This is a genomic window from Sorangium sp. So ce590, from assembly GCF_051521365.1.
Classification (GTDB): Bacteria; Myxococcota_A; Polyangia; order Polyangiales; family Polyangiaceae; genus Sorangium.
Genome location: NZ_CP150346.1, coordinates 1036922 through 1060745 on the forward strand (window position 1 = coordinate 1036922; position 23824 = coordinate 1060745).

20 protein-coding genes are annotated in these 23824 nt (G+C 72.1%); 12 read left to right on the top strand and 8 right to left on the bottom strand.

Going from position 1 to position 23824, the window contains the following annotated elements; translation table 11 throughout:
- Nucleotides 1-19 precede the first annotated feature (19 nt).
- The 6 genes from WMF28_RS03920 to WMF28_RS03945 all read left to right on the top strand — a co-directional run bounded on the left by WMF28_RS03920 (nucleotide 20) and on the right by WMF28_RS03945 (nucleotide 6095).
- Nucleotides 20-1303: a YcaO-like family protein gene (locus WMF28_RS03920; RefSeq protein ID WP_437600696.1), complete on the top strand. Its 1284-nt coding sequence runs from the start codon at nucleotides 20-22 to the stop codon at nucleotides 1301-1303.
- The gene (locus WMF28_RS03925) at nucleotides 1300-2706 is read left to right on the top strand and encodes a TfuA-like protein (RefSeq protein WP_437600697.1); all 1407 of its coding nucleotides are present in this window, start codon (nucleotides 1300-1302) and stop codon (nucleotides 2704-2706) included. The genes WMF28_RS03920 and WMF28_RS03925 overlap by 4 nt, the downstream gene beginning before the upstream one ends.
- A complete protein-coding gene (locus WMF28_RS03930; protein WP_437600698.1) occupies nucleotides 2703-3665 on the top strand; it encodes an ABC transporter ATP-binding protein in 963 nt (320 codons plus the stop codon). The genes WMF28_RS03925 and WMF28_RS03930 overlap by 4 nt, the downstream gene beginning before the upstream one ends.
- Nucleotides 3662-5011 carry an ABC transporter permease gene (locus WMF28_RS03935; protein ID WP_437600699.1) on the top strand — a complete coding sequence of 450 codons (1350 nt, stop codon included), beginning with the start codon at nucleotides 3662-3664 and terminating at the stop codon, nucleotides 5009-5011. Before WMF28_RS03930 ends, WMF28_RS03935 begins: the two co-directional genes overlap by 4 nt.
- A 144-nt stretch (nucleotides 5012-5155) precedes the next feature.
- Nucleotides 5156-5629: a hypothetical protein gene (locus WMF28_RS03940; protein ID WP_437600700.1), complete on the top strand. Its 474-nt coding sequence runs from the start codon at nucleotides 5156-5158 to the stop codon at nucleotides 5627-5629.
- Nucleotides 5630-5669: 40 nt separating this feature from the next.
- Entirely contained in the window at nucleotides 5670-6095 is a 426-nt protein-coding gene (locus WMF28_RS03945; RefSeq protein ID WP_437600701.1) for an STAS/SEC14 domain-containing protein, read from the top strand.
- A gap of 55 nt (nucleotides 6096-6150) precedes the next feature.
- On the opposite strand, the gene WMF28_RS03950 is transcribed toward WMF28_RS03945, so the two are convergent.
- Nucleotides 6151-9747 carry a DNRLRE domain-containing protein gene (locus tag WMF28_RS03950; RefSeq protein ID WP_437600702.1) on the bottom strand — a complete coding sequence of 1199 codons (3597 nt, stop codon included), beginning with the start codon at nucleotides 9745-9747 and terminating at the stop codon, nucleotides 6151-6153.
- Between the two features lie 389 nt (nucleotides 9748-10136).
- Here WMF28_RS03950 and WMF28_RS03955 point away from each other — a divergent pair, with 389 nt between their 5' ends.
- Nucleotides 10137-10319 carry a hypothetical protein gene (locus WMF28_RS03955; protein WP_437600703.1) on the top strand — a complete coding sequence of 61 codons (183 nt, stop codon included), beginning with the start codon at nucleotides 10137-10139 and terminating at the stop codon, nucleotides 10317-10319.
- Nucleotides 10320-10464: 145 nt separating this feature from the next.
- Here the strand turns inward: WMF28_RS03955 and WMF28_RS03960 are convergent, their stop codons facing one another.
- Together WMF28_RS03960 and WMF28_RS03965 are read right to left on the bottom strand one after the other, a co-directional pair.
- Entirely contained in the window at nucleotides 10465-11310 is an 846-nt protein-coding gene (locus tag WMF28_RS03960; protein WP_437600704.1) for a GFA family protein, read from the bottom strand.
- Between the two features lie 219 nt (nucleotides 11311-11529).
- Complete coding sequence (locus WMF28_RS03965) at nucleotides 11530-12249, bottom strand: CPBP family intramembrane glutamic endopeptidase (protein ID WP_437600705.1); 720 nt, start codon at nucleotides 12247-12249, stop codon at nucleotides 11530-11532.
- A 324-nt stretch (nucleotides 12250-12573) separates the two neighbouring features.
- On the opposite strand from WMF28_RS03965, the gene WMF28_RS03970 reads away from it, so the two are divergent.
- Both WMF28_RS03970 and WMF28_RS03975 read left to right on the top strand, forming a co-directional pair.
- Nucleotides 12574-12801 carry a hypothetical protein gene (locus WMF28_RS03970; RefSeq protein ID WP_437600706.1) on the top strand — a complete coding sequence of 76 codons (228 nt, stop codon included), beginning with the start codon at nucleotides 12574-12576 and terminating at the stop codon, nucleotides 12799-12801.
- Nucleotides 12785-14152 carry an RNA polymerase sigma factor RpoD/SigA gene (locus tag WMF28_RS03975; protein ID WP_437600707.1) on the top strand — a complete coding sequence of 456 codons (1368 nt, stop codon included), beginning with the start codon at nucleotides 12785-12787 and terminating at the stop codon, nucleotides 14150-14152. Before WMF28_RS03970 ends, WMF28_RS03975 begins: the two co-directional genes overlap by 17 nt.
- A 95-nt stretch (nucleotides 14153-14247) precedes the next feature.
- Here WMF28_RS03975 and bioA read toward each other — a convergent pair whose 3' ends face one another.
- A complete protein-coding gene (gene bioA, locus WMF28_RS03980) occupies nucleotides 14248-15531 on the bottom strand; it encodes an adenosylmethionine--8-amino-7-oxononanoate transaminase (protein ID WP_437600708.1) in 1284 nt (427 codons plus the stop codon).
- Between the two features lie 277 nt (nucleotides 15532-15808).
- On the opposite strand from bioA, the gene WMF28_RS03985 reads away from it, so the two are divergent.
- On the top strand, nucleotides 15809-16051 hold the full coding sequence (locus tag WMF28_RS03985; protein ID WP_437600709.1) for an anti-sigma factor family protein: 243 nt from the start codon (nucleotides 15809-15811) through the stop codon (nucleotides 16049-16051).
- Nucleotides 16052-16261: 210 nt separating this feature from the next.
- On the opposite strand, the gene WMF28_RS03990 is transcribed toward WMF28_RS03985, so the two are convergent.
- Both WMF28_RS03990 and WMF28_RS03995 read right to left on the bottom strand, forming a co-directional pair.
- Nucleotides 16262-18394, bottom strand: coding sequence for a DEAD/DEAH box helicase (locus WMF28_RS03990; protein WP_437600710.1), 2133 nt, complete (start codon nucleotides 18392-18394; stop codon nucleotides 16262-16264).
- Nucleotides 18395-18463: 69 nt separating this feature from the next.
- Nucleotides 18464-18910, bottom strand: a complete 447-nt coding sequence (locus WMF28_RS03995; protein WP_437600711.1) for a hypothetical protein — start codon at nucleotides 18908-18910, stop codon at nucleotides 18464-18466.
- A 148-nt stretch (nucleotides 18911-19058) separates the two neighbouring features.
- Here WMF28_RS03995 and WMF28_RS04000 point away from each other — a divergent pair, with 148 nt between their 5' ends.
- Nucleotides 19059-20624 carry a dipeptidase gene (locus WMF28_RS04000; RefSeq protein WP_437600712.1) on the top strand — a complete coding sequence of 522 codons (1566 nt, stop codon included), beginning with the start codon at nucleotides 19059-19061 and terminating at the stop codon, nucleotides 20622-20624.
- Nucleotides 20625-20660: 36 nt separating this feature from the next.
- On the opposite strand, the gene WMF28_RS04005 is transcribed toward WMF28_RS04000, so the two are convergent.
- Nucleotides 20661-21557, bottom strand: coding sequence for a LysR family transcriptional regulator (locus WMF28_RS04005; RefSeq protein ID WP_437600713.1), 897 nt, complete (start codon nucleotides 21555-21557; stop codon nucleotides 20661-20663).
- 164 nt (nucleotides 21558-21721) lie between these two features.
- Between WMF28_RS04005 and WMF28_RS04010 the strand changes: the two genes are divergently transcribed.
- On the top strand, nucleotides 21722-22117 hold the full coding sequence (locus WMF28_RS04010) for a RidA family protein (protein WP_437600714.1): 396 nt from the start codon (nucleotides 21722-21724) through the stop codon (nucleotides 22115-22117).
- Between the two features lie 120 nt (nucleotides 22118-22237).
- On the opposite strand, the gene WMF28_RS04015 is transcribed toward WMF28_RS04010, so the two are convergent.
- The gene (locus tag WMF28_RS04015; RefSeq protein WP_437600715.1) at nucleotides 22238-23791 is read right to left on the bottom strand and encodes a hypothetical protein; all 1554 of its coding nucleotides are present in this window, start codon (nucleotides 23789-23791) and stop codon (nucleotides 22238-22240) included.
- Nucleotides 23792-23824: the final 33 nt, after the last annotated feature.

Here is a 23824-nt window from a genome sequence, read left to right on the forward strand (position 1 = left end):
AGAGCGAAGGAGGAGCACCGTGGAGACTCAGACAAAGCTTCCGCCCATGCCGGGGCTCTCGGGCCCCGAGAAGAAGCGCTTCATGAACGGCACCCACCGCACGGCCTCGCCCGAGGAGACCTTCGATCGGATCAAAGGCTTCATGCCGGCGATGGGGATCACGCGGATAGCCAACGTCACCGGGCTCGACGCGATCGGGATACCGGTCGTCGTCGTCTGCCGGCCCAACTCGCGCTCTCTCTCGGTCAGCCAGGGAAAGGGGCTGACGCTCGCGGCGGCGAGGGTCTCGGGGCTGATGGAGTCGATCGAGGCCTATCACGGCGAGAACATCATCCGGCCGCTGCTCCTCGGCTCCTCTCGCGAGCTCCGGCGCTCCCACGCGATAGCCGACGTCTTCGCGCTGCCGCGGACATCGAGCGTGCCGCTCGACGAGGACACCCCGCTGCTGTGGGCCGAGGGCTACGACCTCATGCGCGGCGCCCCGGTGTGGGTCCCCTACGAGCTCGTGCACGTCAACGCCACCACGACGGGCCGCGTCAACCCGGGGATCTTCTGCTGCTCGACCAACGGGCTCTCGTCGGGAAACGGGCTCCTCGAGGCGGTGAGCTACGGTATCTGCGAGGTGGTCGAGCGCGACGCCACGGCCGTGTGGGGGGCCCTCACCGACGAGGAGCGGGACGCGAGGCGCCTCGATCTCGACACCATCGATGATCCCGGCTGCCGCGAGGTGCTCGCGAAATTCTCGGCCGCCGGGATCGCCGTCGGCGCGTGGGAGACCACCTCCAACGTCGGTATCCCCTCGTACGAGTGCCTGATCGCCGAGCGGACGGAGGACGCCATCCGTGCGCTCCACGGCTCCGGCGGGCAAGGCTGCCATCCGTCGCGCGCCGTCGCGCTCCTGCGCGCCCTCACCGAGGCGGCGCAGACCCGGCTCACGGTCATCTCGGGCGCGCGCGACGACCTCCTCCGGACCGACTACGACCGCCACCGGAGCCCCGATCAGGTCCGGCACCTCCGCCGGCTGCTGACGGCGCGCGGAGAGCGCCCGTTCTCCGCGGGGCCGACGTTCGCGGGCGACACGTTCGAGGACGACGTCGCCTGGCAGCTCGAGCGGCTGCGCGCGGTCGGGATCGACAGCGTCGTCGCCTTCGATCTCACGAAGCCGGAGTTCGGCATCGCCGTCGTCAAGATCGTGATTCCCGGGCTCGAAGGGATCCACTCGTTCCCCAGCTACATCCCTGGCCCTCGGCTCCGCCGCGCGCTCGATCGCCGGAGCGCGAAGAGCCTGAAGGAGATCGCATGAGCATCATCGTCTTCATCGGTCCTACCCTCTCGCTCGAGGCCGCGCGGGCGGAGCTCGACGCCATCTATCTGCCGCCGGTCTCGCAGGGGGACGTCTACCGGGCATGCGCGAAGCGCCCGAGCGCGATCGCGATCATCGACGGCTACTTCGAGCGGGTCCCGGCGGTCTGGCACAAGGAGATCCTCTTCGCGATGGCGCAGGGCATCCACGTCTTCGGGAGCTCCAGCATGGGGGCGCTGCGCGCCGCCGAGCTCTCCGCCTTCGGCATGGAAGGCGTGGGCGCCATCTTCGAGGGATACCGCGACGGCCTCATCGAGGACGACGACGAGGTGGCCGTCGCCCACGGCCCCGCGGACAGCGGCTTTCGCGCCGGCTCCGAGGCGATGGTCAACATCCGCAGCACGCTCGACGCCGCGGCGGCCGCGGGCGTGATCACCGCCGTCACGCGCGACGCGCTCACGGCGATCGCAAAGTCTCTTTACTATCCAGACCGCGCCTATCCCGTGATCCTCGACGCCGCGTCCCGCCACGGCGTCCCGCAGAGCGAGCTCGCGTCGCTGCGCGACTTCCTCCCGAAGGGGCGCGTCCACCGGAAGCGCGACGACGCGATCGCGCTGCTCCGGCACCTCCGCGCGCGCGCCGAGGCGGGCTTCTCGCTGAAGACCGTCACGTACAGGTTCGAGGTCACCGAGTTCTGGTGCCGCACCGAGCAGCTCGCCGGCGAGATGGTCGCCGCGGAGCGCCCGGGCGCCGGCGACGCGTCGCCGTACGACACGGTCGTCTTCGACGGCATCCTGGACGAGCTCCGGCTCGACGCGGCGGCCTACGGCCGGGCGAAGCGCGGGGCCATGCTCCGCTACCTCGCGCTGAAGGAGGCCGAGCGGCGCGGCATCACCGTGGACAACGCCGCGCTCGAGCGGACGTCCGACGCCTTCCGCCGCGAGCGGCGGCTCTACGAGCCTGACGACGTGAAGGCGTGGATGCGTCAGTTCAGCGTCGGCTGGGGCGAGCTGACGAGGCTGCTCCGCGACGAGGCGCTCATCGGCTGGGTCGACAAGGCGCTCGACGAGGCGGCGCAAGGCCACGTCCGCGACCACCTCTCGGTCTCCGGCGAGTACGCGGAGCTGCTCTCTCGGGCCCGCGAGAAGCAGCGGCGCCTCGCCGAGCTCGGCCTGTCGAACCCCGCCTTTTCCGACGCCGGGATGACCGAAGGCGATCTCACTCGGTGGTATTTCGAGCGGTGCCTGGGCGCGCCCGTGCCGCCCGATCCGGCGAGCGCGCTGCGCTCCGCCGGCTTCGCCGATGCGGACGAGTGGAAGCGCGTGGCGCTGCGCGAGGTGTGTTATCGCCGCGCCGCGCCCGGCGACCGGGCCGCGGGCGCCTCGGCCCCGGAGCGCCGATGACGCCCGCGATCTCGCTGCGCGGGGCGACGAAGGTCTTCGCGTCGCGCCGGGCCGTCGACGCCGCGTCGTTCGAGGTGCGGCGCGGCGGCGCCACCGCCCTCCTCGGCCGGAACGGCGCTGGAAAGACGACGACGATGCGCCTCGTGACAGGCATCCTCCTCCCCGACGAGGGCGCGGTCGAGGTCCTCGGAGGCAGGAGCGACAGCGTCGCGATCCGCGATCGCGTCGGGTACCTCCCGGAGGAGCGAGGCCTGTACAAGCAGATGCCGGTCGCCGATCACCTGGCCTTCCTCGGCGAGCTCAAGGGCGTCCGCCCGCGCCGCGCGCGCGAGAGCGCCGCGCGGCTGCTCCGGTCGCTCGAGCTGGAGCACGTCGCGCGCGCGCGGATCGAGACGCTGTCGAAGGGCAACCAGCAGAAGGTGCAGCTCTGCGGCGCGCTCGTCCACGACCCGGAGATCCTCGTCCTCGACGAGCCGATGTCGGGCCTCGATCCCGTCAACGCCGTGCTCGTGACGAGGCTCTTCGGGGAGCTCCGCGCCGCCGGAAAGACCCTCCTGCTCTCGACCCACGTCATGCCGCTCGCCGAGAGCCTGGCCGACCACGTGGTCGTGGTCGATCGGGGGCGCGTCGTCCTGGAGGGGCCCGTCGGCGAGGTGAAGGCGTCCTTCGCCGGCAACACCGCGCGCATCGAGTTCGACGGCGACGGGACCTTCCTCCTCGGCATCGACGGTGTTGTGAGCGCGCGGTTCGAGCCCGGCGCGGCGGAGCTCGTGCTGCGCGACGCCGACGACGCGCAGCGGGCGCTCTCGGCGGCGCTCCCGCGCCTCCGGGTGCGGAGGTTCGAGGTCTCGTCGCCGTCGCTCGACGAGATCTTCTCTCGCGTCGTCGGCGAGGGCGCCCCGCCGCCGCTCGCCCCGAGGGCGCGCGCGGGCCGGGGCTCCGCGCTGGAGGCATCGTGAGCCGCATCCTCGTCGTGCTGAAGCGCGAGTACGTCGCCTCGGTGAAGACCGCGTCCTTCGTCCTCACGACGCTCGTCCTGCCGGTCCTCTTCGCCGCGGTGGGCCTGCTCCCTGCGCTCATCGTCGCCGCGGGCGTCGGCGACCGCTCGGTCGTCGTTGTCGACGGGACAGGCCGGCTCCGCGGGGTCGTGGAGGCCGCCTTCGCGGGCCTCGCCGAGGAGGCGTCGGCGCGGTCCGCCGCGAGGTCGCTCGGCGCCGCGATGGGCAGCGCGGTGCTCCCGAGGGCCGCCCGGCTGCGGCTCACCTACGTGGCCCCCGGGGACGCTGCCGCCACGAGCGCGGCGGTCGCGGCGCTGCTCGACGGCGCGAGGGCGGGCGTCGCGACGGGAGGGCACGGCGCGGACGCCGTGGTGGTGCTCCCGCCCGCGATGCTCGAGGACGCCGGCGCGCGGGGCGCGCTGTACGCGAGCGGGGCTGACCTCGAGGCCGTCGAGCACGCCGCGGCGGTGGTGGCGCGCGGCGTCGCCGTGGCGAGGTGGACGGCGCGCGGCCGCGACGCCGCCGAGATCGAGGGCCTCCTCTCGCCCCCCGCGTTCGCGTCGGCGCCTCTCTCCTCGAGCGGCCCCGGGGGACCCGGCGGCGACCTCGACATGCTCGTCGCCTTCGGCTTCGGCGGCCTGCTCTTCGTCGCGATCCTCCTGAATGGTCGCGAGATCTTGCGCCGCATCGTGCAGGAGAAGTCGGACCGGATCATGGAGATCCTCCTCTCCTCGGTGACCCCGTTCGAGCTCCTGTCCGGGAGGATCCTCGGCCTCGCCGCCGCCGGCCTCACGCAGATCGTCGTGTGGCTCGGGATGGCGGCCGCCGCGGGCGTCGCGATCGGCGCGCTGGGAGGGCCGCGCCTCATCGACGCCGAGACCCTGTTTCGACCCATGGTCGCCGTGTACTTCGTCGTGTTCTTCCTCCTCGGATACCTCGTGAACGTGGCTGTCTATGCCGTCGGGGGCGCGGCCGCGAGCTCGGAGAAGGCCGCGCAGCAGCTGATGAGCCCGATCTCGATGGCGCTCTCCGCGCCGCCGTTCTTCCTCGTGGTCATCGCCGGTCACCCCGGCTCGACGCTGGCCGTCGTGCTCTCGATGATCCCGATCTACGCCCCGATGGTGATGTTCGTCCGGGTCCTCGTCTCCGAGCCGCCGCTCTGGCAGATCCTCGTCTCCATCGGCGGCACCGGCGCGACCGTGCTGCTCTTCGTCTGGGTCGCCGCGAAGATCTTCCGGATAGGCGTCCTCTCCCATGGAGCGACGCCGACCCTCCGCGAGCTCTGGCGCTGGGCCCGCGCCGGGTGACGCGGTCCGGGCGTGTCGGGAGCGCCGCCGGCACGCCCGAGGGCCTCCGCCGCGGCCACGGCCTCCTCGGTCCGGGCTGGCTCGCGGACCGGAGGAGGGGCGCTCGGTTGCGGGCGATCGAGCAGGCGTGGTAGTTGTCGCGCCATGAAGCCTGGGGGATCCTTGCCTGTCCTCGTCGGCATCGGCGTGTGCGCCCTCTTCGCGTGCGCGTGCTCCGAGGCGGCGCGGCCCGCGGCCGGCCCGCGGACCGCCGGCGCTGCGAGCGCGCCGCCTCCTCGCCCTCGGGTGCATGTGATTCCGGCGGAGGATCTGGCGCGGATCGCGCGCATCGCCGCCGCGCGCTGCAAGGAGGCGAGCACGCCGTCGGACGCGACGTGTCTGCTCACGCATGCCTCGACCTTCCTGAGGTACCCTCCCGGGGATCCTGATTGCCGCTACGTCGCGGGGACCGCGCTCTCCGTCGCCGAGTGCTCGGAGTTCGAGGAGGGCTGCATGAGCGTCGACCCCGGGGATCTCGTCCGCCAGCTCGACGCCCTCGAGAGCGCCGGCAAGGACTGCCAGCGTGAGCCGACCGACGCTGAGCGGGCGGAGGTGCTGAGGCTCGCGGGCGCGAAGTGATGGGCTGAACCGCCGTCGCGAGTCGGCTAGCATGCTCGGCATGAGCGGCGTCAGCCTCGAGAACGCGTGCCCCGATCTCCGTGACGAGCCCGATGGCATCCTGCGTCTGGAGATCCACGGCGACGTCACGGGCGACAGAGCGCGCACGATCCTCGGCGCGCTGCGGCGCCTGGCGGAGAGCGGCCGCGAGGTCCTGGTGCTCGCCGACGCGCGTCACACGGGCGCCATCCCGCCGTCGGTGCGCAAGGTGGTGGCGGAAGAGGTGCGCAGCGCGCGCATCGATGCCGTCGCGATCCTCGGAGCGGGATTTTCCCTGCGCGTCATCTTGACGCTCCTCGCGAAGGGCGTGCAGCTGCTCACAGGGCGATCCTACCCGCAGCAGTTCTTCGGCACGGAGGCCGAGGCGCGCGCGTGGCTGCTCGCCCAGCGGGACGCGCTCCGGGCCAGGCGGGGCTCGGTCCCATGAGCCGGAACGGCTACAGGTGAGAGCTCACCGCGGGCGCCGCGGCCGCTGAGCGATGTCACCGGGCGCGCGGTTCGGTCGCGACCTCCGCGGCGCCTCCTTGTGACTCGGCTGCGTGATAGCAGACGTCGAGCCTCGGCCTGCGCGCGACGTCGGGGTATTCGCTCGCGCGGAAGTCGGTCCTGTTGCTCGCGTCGACCAGCGCGACACCGTGGTTCGGCTGCGCGCCGTTGATCCAGCCCTGGACGAGGGACGTCAGCTCGGCGGAGGCAAACGCGTCGGTTTGCGCGAGCGTGGTGAGCGAGGCCTCGACGGTCGGGCTGTATCCGCTGAAGCCGCCGGCATCGAGGGTGAGCTCTTCCCAGGCGCCGTTCACGCGGTGCACGGTGACGACGCTGCCCGCGGGCTTCCAGGCATAGGAGAGCGAGAGGGTCGCCGAGGTCACGCTGGAGCCTGCCGGGATGAACGACAGATCGTAGGCCAGGACCGCCGTCGCCGGGCGGACCGCGCCCGCGCCGGTGATGAGGTAGGGATACGCGCCGTACGCCCAGCCGGTCGTGAAGTCCTCAACGAAGGAGTCCTGCACACCGCCGAACGTGTCGCGCCGCACGCTGACGCACTCGAGGTCGCAGGCGTTGCCGAGGCTGTCGCCGTCCGAGTCCGCCTGGGAGGCGTTGGACACCGTCGGGCAGTTGTCGCGCGCGTCAGGGACGCCGTCGCCATCCATGTCCGGAGCGGGCGCGATGCGAAAGCGCGCCACGCCGGGATCGTGGTCGCTGGCCTGGTCGGCGAACTCCGCGTTGACGTGGACGACGTCGAAGCCCAGTAGCTTCGGTCCGGCCAGGTTGGCGCTGACCAGCACGTGGTCGAGCGCCTGGCCATTGCCGTCGAACACGTACGTGTAGCGCTCCTCCGGCGGGAGCGTCTCGATGAGGGTGGTCAGCCCGGCTTCCTTGAGGATCCCGAGGGGCGCCGAGAACTGGAAGTCGTTGAGGTCGCCCAGGACCACCACGTTTGCGGACGGGTCGCTGTCGAGGATCCGGCGCACGAAGCCGGCGACCACCGTGGCCTGCTGCCGTCGCTGGGCTTCGCTCGAGAGGGCCGGGGGCTGGAAGCGCCCGTACAGTGGCGCATCGCCGCCCTTTGAGTTCCAGTGGTTGGCCACCACGAACAGCGGCTCTCCGTTCCAGCGGAGCTCGCCTGCCAGCGGCTTGCGACTGTTACCGAAGGCCGGGTTGCCCGGGTCGATGCGGCCCGGGCTGTAGCGCAGCGACACGCCGCCCGCGTCGCTGAGCACCTCGTTCGGCGTGAGGGCGCCGGCGCCCGGGCGGTCGACGAACTCGAGCCCGCGGTCGGTCCGGAACAGGAAGCCCACGCGGATGTTGCCGCCCGGCTCACCGCCGTCCGCGCCGTCGACCGGATCGATGCTGCGGAATTGATAGGTGGTGGGCCCGCCTGGCACGGCCGCGACCGCGGCGATGAGCCGCGCGACGGTGTCCGATGCGTCCACGACCCCATCGTTGCTCGGGCCGCTGTTGTCCTGGACCTCTTCGAGCGCGACGAGGTCGGGGCTGCCGAGGCCATCGACGAGGATCCGGGCGAGGCGATCGAACTTCTCCTGCGGATCGCCCGGATCGAGGTTCTCGACGTTGAACGCGGCCACGTCGAGGTCGTCGGCGCTCCGCGCTCCCAGCGACGCGCTCTCACGCGGGAGCGCCGAGATCGCCGCGGGGAGCGCATCGTCGACCGGCAGGAGCTTGTAGTTGGCGAAGTTGTAGTCGACCGTGCCCACGATGGGCCCGGCGAACGTGGCGCCGACGTCCAGCGCCGGCGTCGAGGTCCTCAGAGGGACCTGGAGCAGGATCCGCTCCGGGTTGAAGTCGCCTGGGCTGATGACGACGGCCCCGCGCGCGCTGCGCAGGCCGGCCGCGTCGCCGGTGGCCGGGTCGCTGTCGCCCGGGATCAGCGCGATCTCCGCGGTGCCGGAGCTCGTGAACCGGCGGGTGGGGCCCACGACGGTCGGGTCGTTCAGGCTCACCCGCGTGCCCTCGAGGCTCTCCCAGAAATCGATGCCGTCGGCCTCGGGGTCGACGTGGTTCGCGGCCTCCACGCTGCCGCTGGCGTCGTCCTCGATGGTCTGCGTCGGGGGGCGGCGCGAGCCGGGCGCGAAGCCGACCGGGACCGGGGGCGGCAGCGCGTTGCCGGTCGAGAGCACGGCGATCCGGGGGCGGTCGAGCTCGGTGACGGTCAGGTTGTGGTACGCGCTGCCGCGGGAGGGCGTGCACGGGTCGGCGCAGCCGGCGCGGTACTCCGCCACCTCGCCGGTGAGCTCGACAAGGTCGCCGACCCTCACCGCCGGCGCGGCTCCGGTGAAGACGAGCAGGCCTTCGGAGGTGGCCGGATCGCCGTCCGGCGCCGGCGACTCGACGGTGAAGCCGTTGCTGCGCAGGCTCGCCACGAGGCCCGTCGTCTTCACGACCGTGCCCAGAAGCGGCGAGAGGTGCGCGCGCCCCTGGATGTCGTGGATCGCGACCGCCGGCGCCGCGTGCCCCGTCGTGAACGAGACCGACACGTCGGCGGGCAAGGGCTCGATCGTCGCGTTGCTCCCCGGGTCCTGCTCCTGCACGCCGCTCGCCCGGACGACGAGGAGGCAAGCGGCGCTGGCGGGGAGCAGCTCGGCCGGCGTGAGCGTGAAGGCGAGGGGGCCGCCGCTGATCGCGATCGGGCGCGCGCTGCCCGCGCAGGAGAGCTCGAAGGCGTCTGCCGCGACAACCGGTTCGCTGAACGTCACGCTCAGGCTCGCGGTCGGGTCCACGCCGGTCGCGCCGTCGCTGGGCGCCGTCCCGGTCACCACCGGCGGGGCGTCGCCGCCGCACGCGAGCGCCGCGGTCGACGTGTTGCGGGGCGCGGGGGTCCCGGTCGAGAGGTCGTCGACGTTGCTGCCCGTGTCCTGGCAGCCAGCGTCTCGCCGGAGCGACGCCGTCGCGTTGGCGATCGCCGGAGCCGGCGCGGCGCCTTCGAAGTAGCTGGCCCCGCCGTACCCGACAAGATCCTCGATGAGCGCCTCCTGGGCCGCCGAGCACGGCGCCGCGCCGCCGTTGCAGCCGAGGCCCGCGGCTTGCCGGACCAGGGCGACCTTCCCCGCCGAACCGCTCAGGTTGATGGGGGTCGTGTCGACGAGATCGGGGGCGGGGACCGGCGCGCCGTTGCCCGACCCCGCGGCCTCCTGCACGAGGAGGTACTGGCCGGGCTGCAGGGTGATCGCGGGCAGCTCGGTGAGCTGCGTGGTCGTGGCCCCGAGGGCGCCCGTGCCGCCGGCGCTCGCGTACTGGAGGGACCACCCCGCGAGCGACACCGGGCTGTTCGACCGGTTGAACAGCTCGACGAAGTCGTGCGTGTACACGGCCCCCGCGTTTCCCCCGCCGCCGTACACCTGGCTGATGACCACGCGCCCGCTCGGGAGGGAGACGGCCTGTTCGGCGCTCCCGAGCGCAGCGCCCGGCTCGACGCTCCCGAGCTCGCCCGCATCCGACGAGTCGCCGCAGCCCCAGGCGGTCGCGAGCGTCAGGGCAGCCGTCCATCGAATGGAGTGAAGCCGAAGAAGAGAATTCCACGGGCGCGAGCGCGCACGCGGACACAGGAACGAATTTCGCACGATGACACCTGTTGGCGTTCGAATACGATTGGAGGAAGTGGCCGCGGCAGACAGTGGCGACCACTCTCACATTACGCCGTGCCATGCATTCCGGCTGTTACTTCTTCATGAAGTCGCGCCTGGCCAGACCGACCGACCCGGGCGTAAGCGAGGAAGGCCCATCATCCCACCGGCGCATTCGCCGATCCTCGCCGGACCACGAAGAGGTGGTTGTCATGGCCAGCGGAGGATCTCGGAGCCACCTGTCCTCAAGCCATCCAGCTTGGATCCACTCAAGTAGCTCGCCATCGACCCCGCTGCGAGCGACGCGCCCGCCCGCCCGCAACGACGGCGGCGTTGACCCGACAGCACGCGTGTCGCCGCGCGGCGGAGGAGCTAGCATGCCCGGCATGAACGATTTTGGCCTCGAGGACGCGGGCCTCGACGTGCGCGACGAGCCCGACGGCATCGTGCGGGTGTCGCTGCACGGCGACTTCACGGAAGAGCGAGCGCGCGCCATCATCGGCGCGCTGCGGCGCGTGGCGGAGAGCCGCCGCGAGGTCCTCCGGTCGCAGGCGATTCTGGTCACGTGACTCCTGCTCTCCCGATGTTCGAGGTTCAAGCCGCAGGTCATCGAGCGCGTTCTGTCCGTCCAGGAATGCGGTGCCTCGCCGTCGCCAGACGCCTCCTTTCGCTCGCGGAGGCGTGGGGCGTGGAGGGCAGGTGATCCGCCGGATGTCAGATCTGGGGCGGGAGATCGGCGAACTGCGGCAGCTCGCCCGTGATCGGGAACCAGCTCGCCTTGGAGCCGACGAAGATGTGGGCTCTCGGGCGGATGCCGGGATCGGTGTCGAGCGCTCCCGCGGGCACCACGGCAAAGCCGCGCTCGGGTGACTGGCGCGGCGCCGCGCTGCCGCAGCGCGTGCAGAACGCCACGCCGAAGCGCTGCGCCTCGGGCACCTTGTAGCTCGCGACCTGCGCGTCGCCGCGGACCCAGCGGAGCTTGTCCAGGCCGACGAGGACGTTGGTCGCGTGGGCGGCGCTGCGTCCGCGGCGACAGCGCGAACAGTGGCAGTTCATCATGAGGATGGGCGCGCCGTCGAGCTCGAAGGCCACGTCGCCGCACAGGCAGCTCCCCTGGGTGACGCCCTCCCTGGGCGGGACCGCGGGGCGCGAGACGACCGGCCTCTGGATCTGGGGCGGCCACCCCTCGAACTGCGGCAGGGGATCCGTGATCGTGTACCAGGGCGCCTTGGAGCCGACGAACTGGTGGAACTGTGGCTCGATGCCGAGATCGCCCTCGAGGTTGCCGGCATGGACCAGGGCGAGCTGCTTCTCGGGGACGAGCAGCGGCATGGCCGAGCCGCAGGTGACGCAGAAGGAGCGATGGTCGCTCGCGCAGGACGTGCGGATCGTGTGCTCGCCGGCGAGCCAGCGAAAGCCCGACAGCGGCGCGACGACGGCCGTGGCGAACGCCGAGCCGTGGAATTTGCGGCACATCGAGCAGTGACAGTTCAGCATGGTCTGGAATGGACCGCCGATCTCGTAGCGGACCGTTCCGCATAGACACGCGCCCTTGATCATGGTCGTACCTCTCGTGGTCGTGAGCGATCCGTGTGAGCCGGAGCGATGACCTGGGCGTGCACGTTAGCACCGCGGGGTTCACAGGCACGCGTCCGGATCCGGCGCTCGACGCGAGATCGGAGAGCCGCAGGTGGGTGAGGGCCAGCGCCTCGAATCCTCTGTTGCCGTCCCATCGAGCCGCGGCCCCGCGGGCTTGGCCAGCGCTGCCCCCGCGCCGCCTCAGATAGACCGCAGCGCGATCATCCCGATCAGATTGATGCTCGCGTGCGCCACGACGCACGGCCAGACATTGTTCCGTCGCACCGCGAGCGTCCCGAGCACCAGGCCGATGGCGAAGGTCTGCACGACGCCGAGCATGGATTGATAGAAGTGGCCGGCCGCGAACAGGGCGGACGACAGCACGACGGCGCCGACGGCGGCGGAGCGGTCATGGGGTCTGGGGGACAGGGCGGCGCGCAAGCGCGAGACGAAGAAACCACGGAAGACCAGCTCTTCGTAGATGCCGGTGAAGAGCGCCAGCGGAAGGACGAGGGCCGGCGGGAGCTCGGAGAAGCCGACGAGCGCGGCGGTCCTCTCGGCGGCGAGCCGCTCAGGGTCGAGGCCCGCGACCAGCGCGTAGACGGCCGCTCCCACGCCGGCGGCCAGGTAGCTGGCCACGAGCCCGAGCAGGCCCGAGGTCAGGACGGCGCTCGGAGCCTCACGCCGGAAGCCGAGCGTGCTCCAGGGCTCTCGAAGCACGGCGAGCATAACAGCGACGCTGCCGAGCAAGACGCCACCGCCGAGGGCGACGCCCTGGCCGATGTCCCGCGATGAGAGAGCTCGTGCGTCGCGGCCCGCCGCCTGGCCGAGCGCGATGAGCGCCAGCAGGATGGCGGCGACGACGAGGACTTGCAGCGCTGCCTTTGCGCGGCGCGTGCTGGCAGGGGCGGTGGTGGACATGGCAGGAACTCGGGAATGAGGGCTCGGCGCCCGCGGCGGGTGAGGCGAAGCGGGGCGTCACGAGCCCGCGCGAAGCGCAGGCGTCGCTCGACCCGGCGCGACGCCGTAGAGGACGGCGTTGTGAACCAGGTTGCCGGGCGCGTCGACGACCAGATCGGGCCGAGTCGGCCGCGGTGCGGAGCGCCTGCTCGCGGCTGTAGACGCCGTTCCCGCCGGTGCCCGCGATGACCGGGCTCCTCCGCGGCGCCCCGCCCCTCCGGCTCGATCGCGTTCACGTTCGTGCCACGCTCCTCCAGCGCACGGCGCTTGCACCCCAGGAGGGCCATGCGACGCCTTCTGACCCTCTCCCTGCTGGGGATGGCCGCCTGCGCCTCCCAGCAGCGATTCTACCATCAGCCCGAGGAGCAGGCCTCGGCGAGGATCGCCGGCCGCCCCGCCGCGCGGTACACGATACCGCCAGAGCAGCCGCGCGGCGACGTGCGCGTGGCCACCTTCGGTGTCCCGGAGATCGAGCTGGGCCGCGGCGAGCCGATTCATGGCCACGCGCGCTGAGCAAGGCCGATCTGCCGCCGCGCGCAAGCCTGCCCGCGGCGGGCGGACCGGGCGTCTGCCCCGCGCCGAGCAGGCGCCCTACCCCAGTGGGGCGAGCCTCTACCTCGGCGGGTTCGGCCGGTACCCGATCCTCACGCGCGAGGCCGAGATCGAGCTCGCGCGGAGCATCGAGGAGGGCGAGCGAGCCATCTTGCAAGCGCTCGTGGGATCGCCGCTCGCGCTGCGCGAGCTCGGCGCAGCCGGCGAAGAGCTCGACGCGCGAAAGCTCCGCCTGCGCGATGTGCTCCGCGCAGCCGACGAGGGGGTGCTGGCCGGCGAGGAAATCGCGCAGCGCCTCGTCTCTGTGCTCCGGCGCGCAGGGGCTCTGGCCCGGGCGCTCTCGGCGGGAGAGCCGACCGAGCCGGGGGAGCGCGCGGCGATCCTCGAGGAGCTCGAGCGCGTCCGCCTCCATCGTCGGCTGCTCGATCGCATCGTCGGCGCGCTCCGCGCGAGCGGCTCGGCTGACGAGGTGACGCGGACGACACTTGAGCTCATCGAGGAGGGCCGCCGCGTCGCGGACAGCGCCAGAGCCCGGCTCGTCGAGTCAAACCTCCGTCTCGTCGTCTGGTTTGCCAAGCGCCATCTGAACCACGGCCTACCGCTCCATGATCTCATCCAGGAGGGGACCATCGGCCTGATGCGCGCGGCGGACAAGTTCGACCATCGGCGCGGCCATCGCTTCACCACCTATGCCTCATGGTGGGTCGATCAGCAGATGACGCGTGCCATCGCCGAGCAAACGAAGACCCTCCGCGTGCCGGTCCATCTCCTGGGCCGCCGCCGGAGAGTGCAGCGCGTGCGCCAGGAGCTCGCGGCGGAGCTCGGCCGAGAGCCGACCGAGGACGAGCTCGCCGAGAAGAGCGGCCTGTCGCCCAAGGAGGTGCGCGGGGTCCTCGAGATCGCTCCCGAGCCGCTGAGCCTCCAGGCGCCCGTCGGCGAGCAGCAGGACGCCGAGCTCGGCGACCTCATCCCTAGCCGGACTGCAGCGGCGCCGGATGAGGAGGTCGCCGAGGCGCAGATGCGCCGCCAGACGGCGGAGCTGCTGGACACACTGCCCCCGCGCGAGCGGGAGATCCTCCGCCAGCGCTTCGGCCTCGACGAGGCGCCCGAGCGCACGCTCGAAGAGATCGGCAGCTCACTCTCGTTGTCACGCGAGCGCATCCGTCAGATCGAGGCCGCCGCGCTGGAGCGGCTGCGAGCCTCTCCGAGGAGCAAAGGGCTCAACGCCCATCTGGGAAACCGCCCTTCGAAAGACCACCGCGCAAACAAGGGCTCGAAGCGGCGGCGGAGCCCGGCGGCGCCGCCGCGGTAGACCCGGGCGGCGGCGGGGCCCGGCGGCGCCGCTGCGGTCGACCCGGAGCGAGCCCCGGAACATCGCTCTTCCGGTTGCGAGCAGCCGTCCGGGCCTCAAACCTCGGACAGCACGCCCACGATGGCCTCGCTGATGCGCGATAGCTCCGCTGGCTCGATGATGTACGGCGGCATCGTATAGACAAGCTTCCCGAAAGGCCGCAGCCAGACGCCGCGCTCCACGAACGCTGGCTGCACGCGCGCCATGTCGACGGGCTGCTTGAGCTCGACAACGCCGATGGCGCCGAGCACGCGCACGTCGGCCACCGCGTCGAGCGCGCGGCAGGGGGCGAGCTCGCGGAGGAGCTGCGCCTCGATGGCCGCGACGCGCGCGCGCCATGGCGAGCCGAGCAGCAGCCGGATGCTGGCCAGCGCGGCGCTGCAGGCGAGCGGATTGCCCATGTACGTGGGGCCGTGCATGAACGCGCGCGGCTCGCTCCCGGCGATGGTCTCGGCCACGCGCTCGGTGCAGAGCGCGGCGGCCAGGCTCATGGTGCCGCCGGTGAGGGCCTTGCCGAGGCACATGATGTCCGGCGCGACGCCCGCGTGCTGGCAGGCGAACAGCTCCCCGGTGCGGCCGAAGTTTGTCGCGATCTCGTCGAGGATGAGCAGCACGCCGTGGCGGTCGCAGAGGGCGCGCAGCTCGCGCAGGTACCGCGGGTGGTAGAAGCGCATCCCGCCGGCGTTCTGCGCGATCGGCTCGAGGATGACGGCGGCGACCTCGTGCGCGTGCTGCTCGAGCAGCGCGGCCATGCTGCCCAGGGCGTCCGGCGACCAGGGCGCGTCGAAGGCCGGGCCGGGCGCCGCCGCGAACAGGTGCTGCGCGAGCGCGCCGCGGAAGAGGTGGTGCATGCCATTGACGGGATCGGTGACCGCCATCGCGCCGAACGTGTCGCCGTGGTAGCCGCCGAGCACGCTGACCAGGCGGCGCTTCTCGGGCTGCCCCCGCGCGATGAAGAACTGCAGGGCCAGCTTGATGGCCACCTCGACGGCCACGGATCCGGAGTCGGCGAGGAAGACGCGCGTCAGCGGCTCGGGCGTGATCGCCACGAGCGTCTCGCACAGCGCGACCGCGGGCTCGTGGGTGAGCCCTCCGAACATGACGTGGCTCATCCGCCCGAGCTGGTCGCTGACGGCCGCCGTCAGCGCCGGGTGCGCGTAGCCGTGGATGGCGGCCCACCAGGAGGACATGCCGTCGATCAGCTCGCGGCCGTCGGTCAGCGTGAGACGAACGCCCTCCGCGCGCTCGACGGCGAAGAGCGGGGCGGTCGAGATGGGCGCGGCGTAGGGGTGGATGACGCAGCGGCGGTCGCGCGCGATGAGATCGTCTCGACTAGGCACGGAGCTCTCCTGGTGCCTGGCGGGCCGACGGGTTGCGGGCTCGTTCGAGCAGCCCACCCGGCGGGCTGCGGCGCGCGAGCGCGCGGGTTCCTCGGAGCTCGACCGATCGCCAGGGCATCGCGACGCGTCTAGCCCAGGACGCGCAGCGCCACCAGGGGGCGGCCGGGCGAGCCGCGGCGGCGCCGGACGGCTCCCCGGTGCCCGGCGCCGCGGCGCCCGACGCGCTCTGCCCGGCGCCGCCGCGCTGGAGCGATACCTGACGAGGGGGTGAGCGCGCATGCTCGTCACGTGCTGTCAGCTGACGGAGATGATCACCGACAGGAAAGAGGGAAAGCTGTCCTCGGAGCAAGAGGAGGGCTGTGCGCGGCACCTCGCGTGGTGTGACAGGTGCCGCACCTACCTGCGGCAGATGGAGCTGACGGTCGACGCGCTCCGGGGGATCCCGGGCGAGCCGCTGCACGACGAGGTCCGCGCCGCGCTGTTCGCCCAGTTCCAGCGGCGGAAGGCCACCGCCGACTGAGCTGAGCTGCCTGGGCAGCGGTGGAGCTCAGGCCGGAGGGCGGTGCCGCGGGGATGCCGTGCCCGCCGCGCTGCCGTGGGCGTCGGCCGCGCCGGCTCTCCCGAGGAGCAGGCGCCGGCCCGGGCAGCCGTGGACTCAGACCCGGATTCGACGCCGGGTCGTGCTGTCAGTTGCCAAGAGGGTTCCACATGGAGTCGGGAAGACGGGAATTCATCCGGGCTTTCTGCCCACCTTCCTGCCTTCCCGTTCGAACGACTGCACCACCACCCGACGCCGAGGGGGGGACATGCCGGTCGCGCCGTCCCGGCTCTCGACCGAGCTGGCCCGCGGCTTTTCCGTGGCCGCGCCGCTCCGCGCCTTGGCCTTCGCCGCGCCGCCTCGCGCCTTTGTCGCGTCGTCCGGCGCCTCGGCCGCGTCGCCCCGCGCCTTGACCGCGCTGGCTCGCGGCTTTTCCGTGGCCGCGCCGCTCCGCGCCTCGTCCGCGCCGCCACGGGCCTCGTCCGCGCCGCCACGGGCCTCGTCCGCGCCGCCTCGCGCCTCGCGCGCGCCGCCGCGGGCCTCGTCCATACCGCCTCGCGCCTCGCGCGCGCCGCCTCGCGCGCCGCCGGGCCCCTCGTCGTGGCGGACCTGGACCTTGCGCCCCTTGATCCGGGTGGAGCGCAGCGCCTCGATGACGCTGTCCGCCGCGTCGGCCGGGACCTCGACCACCGAGAAGCCGTCGGCGATCTGGATGGCGCCGATGTCGCGGGACGTCAGCGACGCCTCGTTCGCGATGGCGCCGACAAGATCGGCCGGCCGGATGCCCGCGGTGCGCCCTGCGCCGATGTAGAGCCGCGCGACGTTGCCGTCGGTCTCCCGCTCCTCACGTCCCTCGCGCCGCGGCGGCCGCCCCGACCCCTCTCCCGGGCGCCCGCGCGCCCCCGGCGGGCCCCGCCACGTGCGGTCGTTGTAGCCGTAGCCGCGCTCCGGCCCGGGCGGCGGCGGCCGGATCGCGGGGATCTCCGCCTCGTCCTCCTGCCGCTCCCCCTCCGTCGCGTGGTGTGCGAGCTTCACCGCCGCGGCGGCGATGTCCATGACGTCGAACTCCTCGGCGAGCCCCTCGACAACGACCCGGAACCCCTCGGCGCCGCCCTCCAGGAGCGCCTCCCGGAGCGAGGCGCGCGTCAGCTCGAGGCGCCGGGCGCGCAGGTCGGCCACGGTCGGGATCGTGGCGACCGTGATGCGCTGGCCCGTGAGCCGCTCGACGTTGCGGATCAGGTAGTGCTCGCGCGGCTCGACCAGCGTGATCGCCGCGCCCTCGCGGCCGGCGCGCCCGGTGCGGCCGATGCGGTGGACGTACACCTCGGCGGCGCAGGGGACGTCGTAGTTGATGACGTGCGACACGTGCTCGATGTCGAGCCCCCGCGCCGCGACGTCGGTCGCGACGAGCAGGTCGGCGGTGCCGGCGCGGAAGCGGGCCATCACGCGATCCCGGTGCTCCTGCGAGAACCCGCCGTGGAGCGCCTGGGCCTCGTAGCCGCGGGCGCGCAGCGCCTCGCTCAGCTCGTCCACCTCGTTGCGGGTGCGGCAGAAGAGGATGGCCGACGATGGGTCCTCCATGTCGAGCACCCGCGTCAGGGCGGCGGGCTTGTGCGCGCGCGGCACGATGTACGCCGTCTGGCGGATGCGCGGGAGCTCGCCCGGGGCGGTCTTCTCGCCGGCGATCTTGACCCGCACCGGCTCGCGCAGGTGCCGGCCGGCGATCGCGGCGATGCGCGGGGGCAGCGTCGCGGAGAACAGCACCGTCTGCCGCGCCGCCGGCGTGGCCGCGAGGATCGCCTCCAGCGCCTCGGCGAAGCCCATGTCGAGCATCTCGTCCGCCTCGTCGAGCACGACGGTGCGGATGCCGTCGAGGGCGAGCGTACCGCGGCCGATGTGGTCGAGCGCCCGGCCCGGCGTCGCCACGACGACGTGGACCCCGCGGCGCAGCGCGCGCAGCTGCTGCCCGAACGGCTGGCCGCCGTAGACCGACAGCACCTGCACGCCGAGCCGGCGGCCGTAGCGGTGCATCGCCTCGGCCACCTGCATGGCGAGCTCGCGGGTCGGCACGAGCACGAGGGCCGCGGGGCGGCTGGGCGGCTCGTTGCCGATCTCCAGCCGCTCGAGGAGCGGCAGCGCGAACGCGGCCGTCTTCCCGGTGCCGGTGGCGGCCTGCCCGAGCAGGTCGCGCCCGCTCAGGAGGTGCGGGATCGCCTCGCGCTGGATCGGGGTGGGCTCTTCATAGCCGAGCTCGGCGAGCACGCCGAGGAGGGCGGGCCCGATGCCGAGCGCGGCGAAGCTGACGGACGGATGGGTCGGTTCCACGGGGGCCCCCCGTCTCATGGGTTCACGCCGGCGTCATGGCAATCCGACAGCGAGCCGGCGCTATCCGGGTCAGCCGAGCTTGGCGGCGAGGGCGCGGTGTCGCTCGGCCAGGCGCGCGGCGTCCACCCGGCCGAGGAGCGCGCGCGCGGCCTCTTCTGCGCGGGGGTTGCCCTCGGGCGCGCGGCTCATCGCCTCCAGGTGGAGCTCGAGCGCGCGCCTGCGCTCCGCGAGCGCCTGCCCGGCCCGGCCCCGGAGCTCGAGGAGCTCGGCCCGCTCCGCGCAGAGCGCCGCGTATGCGCCGATCTTCTCGTGGTCGCCGAGCAGGGTGGCCGCGCCCGCGGCGTCGAGCCGGTCGAGCATGTCCCGCATCGGGCCGAAGAGCCCGTCCGCGGTGGAGCGGACGAGCAGCTCCGCCTCGTCGAGCTGGCCGGCGCGCCGGAGCCCGGCGATCCGGCCGAGGGCCTCGGCGAGCTGCTCGATCATGCGGAGGATGTAGTCGCGCTGTCGGATCGACATGAGGTCTCCTGATCGAGCCTAACCGATCGCGGAGCCTTTTCATTCACCGCGCCGGCTTCCGTCGGCGCTGTTGGCTCCCATCTCCAGCGCACGATTCTGTCGCCGCTCGGGCCCTCCGCCCGCCGAGCCCGCATGATACGATCCGCTCATGCGCACGCCCCTGTCCCTCGTGCTCCTCGCCGCCGCGACGCTCGCGGCGTGCGTTCCTCCCGCTGCGCCTGCGGAGGCGCCCGATCCCTTCGCGTCGAGCGTCGACGAGGTAGGGCCGTGGGCCGAAGCCGCGCCCGACGTGACGGAGAGCCCGGCGGGACCCGAGACGCCGGAGCAGCGGGCCGCGCGGCTGCAAGCCAGGGCGCTCCTCGTGGACGGCCACAGCAGCGTGCCCTCGCTGCTCCCCGGCGGCTCGTTCGATCCGGTGAGCCTGGACCGCGAGCCGACGGCCGCGGAGCTCGCGAGGCTCAAGGCGGCGGGCGTCACGGGGAAGTTCTTCTCGATCCACGTCGGCCCGCCCGCGCCGCAGGCGCCCTCGTCGCTCGGCGGCGGCGTCGCGCGCCGCGCGCTCGACCTCATCGACGCGACTCACCGGCAGATCGAGCGCCACCGCGAGACGCTGGTGCTCGCGCGCAGCGCCAGGGACGTGCGCCGCGCCGAGCGTGAAGGCAAGATCGCCGTGCTCATGGGCATCGAGGGCGGGCACGCCATCGAGAACTCCCTGCCTGCGCTGCGCTCGTTCTACCGCCTCGGCGTCCGCACCATGGCGCTCACGCACACGACGACGAACGACTGGGCGGACTCCGCGGGAGGCGGCCTCGATCCCGGGCTCGTCCGCCACCGCGGCCTCTCCCCCTTCGGAGAAGCGGTGGTCCGCGAGATGCAACGGATCGGCATGCTCGTCGACGTCTCGCACGCGTCGGACAGCACGTTCCAGGAGGTCATGAAGGTGGCCAATGCGCCGGTCATCACCTCTTCCACGATGCGCGCCGTCGGCCACCACCGCCGCAACCTCGACGACTACATGCTGCGCGCGATCGCGGAGAAAGGCGGTATCGTCATGGTGAACTCCTGGGCGCTCTACCTGGACGAGGCGTATGCGGCGCAGTCGGCGCGCGTCGCGCAGAAGTACGGGGCGTACATCAAGGAGCTCGGCGAGAGGCTCCAGGGCGACGCGGGGGCGCTCCGCGAGCTGGTCGAGAAGCTCAAGGCCCAGGACGGGCCGATGGCGCCGCCGCCGCCGGTCTCGCGGATCGTGGACCATATCGACTACGTCGTGAAGATCGCGGGGATCGCTCATGTCGGCCTCGGCTCCGTCTTCGGGGGCGACGAGGTGCTGCTCCAGGACGGGCTCGCTGGCATCGACGGGCTCCCGAACATCACGCTGGAGCTCGTCCGGCGCGGCTACTCGGACCGGGACATCCTCAGCCTGCTGGGCGGCAACTTCCTGCGGGTCCTCGAGCAAGCCGAGGCCTACGCGGCCTCGACGGACACCACGCTGTCCGGGCACGGCAGCCTGCGGCAGCTCAGCGCGACCGAGCTGCCCGAGCCGCCCGAGCCGCCGACGCCGCCGGTCACGTCGCCGCCGGCCGGGCAGCCGCTGGACCCGCCGTCGCGGCCGCGGGTGTCGGCTCCACCGCCCCCGCCGCCGAAGCCGGCCCCGCGGCTGCCGAAGGAGGGAGCGCCGGAGCGCTCGCCCGCGGAGCTCAGGATGTCGCGGTAGCGCGCGCGAGGGGGCATCGATTGGCAACGTGGCGCATCACGTGCCAAGTTCCTGGATCATGAGATCGATGAAGCGCCTGACACGGGGCTCCAGAAGACGTTGGGTCGGGTAGATCGTCACGATCTTCACGTCCCCAGCCTCGAGGTCGGGCAGCACCTGCCGGAGGCGACCGGCAGCCAGGTCCTCGGCCACCAGAAAGTCCGGAAGAAACGCGATGCCGAGCCCTGCGACGGCAGCATTCCGGAGGGCTTCTCCGCTATCCAGCCGCAAGCGGCTTCGACCCTGCGCCTTGACCCAGGCTCCATCGTCGCCGAGAAAGCGCCAGCTCTGCCTGCGATTGCGACTGCTGAAGATCAAGCAGTCGTGTGCTGCCAGCTCATCGACGTCCAGCGGCTCGCCGCGCTCGGCGATGTAGGACGGAGAGGCACAGAGCATGGCCTTGTACTTGGCGACCACCCGGGAGATCAGCCGGGTGTCCGGGGGCGCTTCTCCGATTCGTACCGCCAGATCGAAGCCTTCCTCGACGATGTCCGCCTGGCGATCGGTGAGGTTCACCTCGATCTGGATGTCGGGCCAGGCCTCGAGATACTTCTTCAGCAGCGGAAGCACCACGAGCCGCCCGAAGGCATCGGGGACGGTGAGCCGCAGAACTCCCCTCGGCGTGCCATGGCGTCCGGCCACGCTCGCCTCGGCGTCATCGACCGCCGCGAGGATCTGCAGACCGCGGTCGTAGAACACCCGACCTTCATCGGTGAGGCTCAGCGCCCTTGTCGTGCGGTTCAGGAGGCGCACGCCCAGCCTGTCTTCCAGGCGGTTCACGGCCTTGCCCGCCGCCGACCGGGTCAGGCCCATCGCCTGCCCCCCGGCGATGAAGCTCCCTTCATCGACGACGGCCATGAAGACGAGGATCTCGTTCAGGTTCGCGCGCGGCATATCGCAACTCCACCTGCTCCGGCGCTGGGCTGAACCGGGCGTCTGGAACGTGTCAAGAAAGTCCTTCGCGTCTGTGTAGAAATCCGTTCGTCAATCGGCTGACTACAGTTCTCAGCGCCTCGTCGATGTCGCGGCGCGGAACTACAAACAGAAGGGAAACGAACATGACAAAAAAGGCCACCACCTACGACCACGGCGTCCCGTGGGAAGATGGCTTCGGCGTCACCCAAGGGTACAGCGTGAATGGCACCATCTACATTTCGGGCCAATTTTCCCACGACATGCAGGGCGCGTTCGTTGGTGAGGGCGACTTCGAGGCACAGACCCGGAAGACGCTGGAGAACCTTGATCGGGTGCTGGCGGGATTCAACATCACGAAGTCCAATATCGCTGAAATGGTGATCTACCTGACGAACCCGAGCGAGCATTTCGAGCGATGCGTGGGTCTGTACAAGGAGTATGTGGGGCAACACCGTCCGGCAGGCACCCTCATCGGCGTGTCGGGTCTGGCGTTCCCTCATCAACTGATTGAAATCCGCGCCGTTGCGCACACCGGTTAACCTCGACGGCGGCCAGCTTCCGCCCCTCCGGCGTTTCAGCACCGCCGCACCCAGCCAGGCGAGCTCGAGCATCGTCACGAGCGCGCTGTCGCACGACGCGCGCTGTGCGCCGATCGCCGGCTACTTCTTGGCAACGGGCGTGGGCAGCGCGACGTTCAGCGGGGCTTTCAGCCACGACGAAAGGGTCGTCTCCAGCGGGCACGCGGCGGCCTCATTGCAGAGCAGCGCGTGTTTGGCGGCCAGCTGCGCCCCAAGCTCCTCTTCGCTGACGCCGTGGGCGCGGGCGCACACCAGGTTCTTGGCGGTCTGAGCGGCGTTGAGGCTGCCGGCCACTTCCACCACGACGACAGCGGGCTTGTTCGGGCAAGCGCGCTTCAAAGCGCCCCGCGCTGCGTCGTCCGTTTCGGAGAAGCCACCATCGGGCAGCGCGTGGAAATAGAGCTTGGGGCCGGTCACGCGCGCCGGGCAGGTCTTGAGGCCGCAGTCCGCTCCGAGCCAGGCGACGAAGCCGCCGTAGCTCCCGAGATCAGGCCGCATGTCGAAATCCAGGTGCTCGACGCCGACGCCACCCGAAACACGCGGCGCTCTGGCATACGGCTTGATGCCCGCGGCATCGAACGACCAGATCGGCGCGGGCAGCTCCGCGGGGCTCGCGCCGGCGTTGGCTTTCAGCTCGTACGGGACGATGAGCTCATTGTTGCCGTCGTCGTCGTAGTCGTAGACCTGGAGCGCCGAGATCTCGAGCCCACCGGGCGCAGCGGAGAGCGCGCCGAAGCTCGCGGTCTTGCGCTGGCCCTCGATGTCCACGCGCACGACCTCGAGCTCGAGCCGGAGGCTGCGCGTCGCGCCTTCACCTTGCGCGGAGGCGGCCTTGAGCGCGAGCGCCCACGAGCCGAGCCCCGCGGGGTGGCAAACGCCGAAGCGCGGGAGCTTCGTCGCCTCGGTGGCCGTGAGGCGCTCCGCCGGCTCGAGCTTCTGCGCGTTCTGCAAGGCCGCCTTGCTCTCTTCGAGCACCGCGGCGCAGCCGCGTCGGTGAGGAACGCCCGACCCCGCCCAGACAAGGCGGGCTTTCGAGCCGCTCACCTCGAGCGTGTAGCGGGTGTCACTCCATTCGAGCGTCACATCGCGCCGCTCGTCGCCGCTGAACGGCACCACCACGGTCAGGTCGCCGTATTCGTTGGGGAACAGCTCCTCCCCCGGGAGCTCGGCGCCTTCCGCGGCCGCGACGGCCTCGGGCGCGGGCTCGCGACCTTCCTTCTCCGCGCCGCCGGGCGTGCGGATGAGCGCACGCTTGGGGTGGCCGCCAGTGCCGTTCTTCTTGCGGCAAAGGAACTGCAACCAGCCGTCGAGGCTCACGGCTTCGCAGCCGAGACCCACGGCGCTCTCGATGTTCTCCTTCGCTCCGCCCTTGAAGGAGCTCGGCCGGCTGGCGCTGCCAGGCGACGGCGCGCTGGGCACCTCGGCGGTCGGCGCGCTGGGCACCTCGGCGGTCGGCGCGCTGGGCACCTCGGCGGTCGGCGCGCTCTCCGCGGCGCTCTGCGAAGCCGCGGCGCTCGCGGCGGCCGGCGTGGAAGCGCTCGCTCCCGCGCTGCCGCTCGCGCTCGTTCCTGCGGGCTCCGCCTTGCTACACGAAAGCACCGCTCCCAGCACCCAGATCAACCCCACTGTCCTCATGAGGCGCCCATGGATAGCACCCCGTATGCCAGG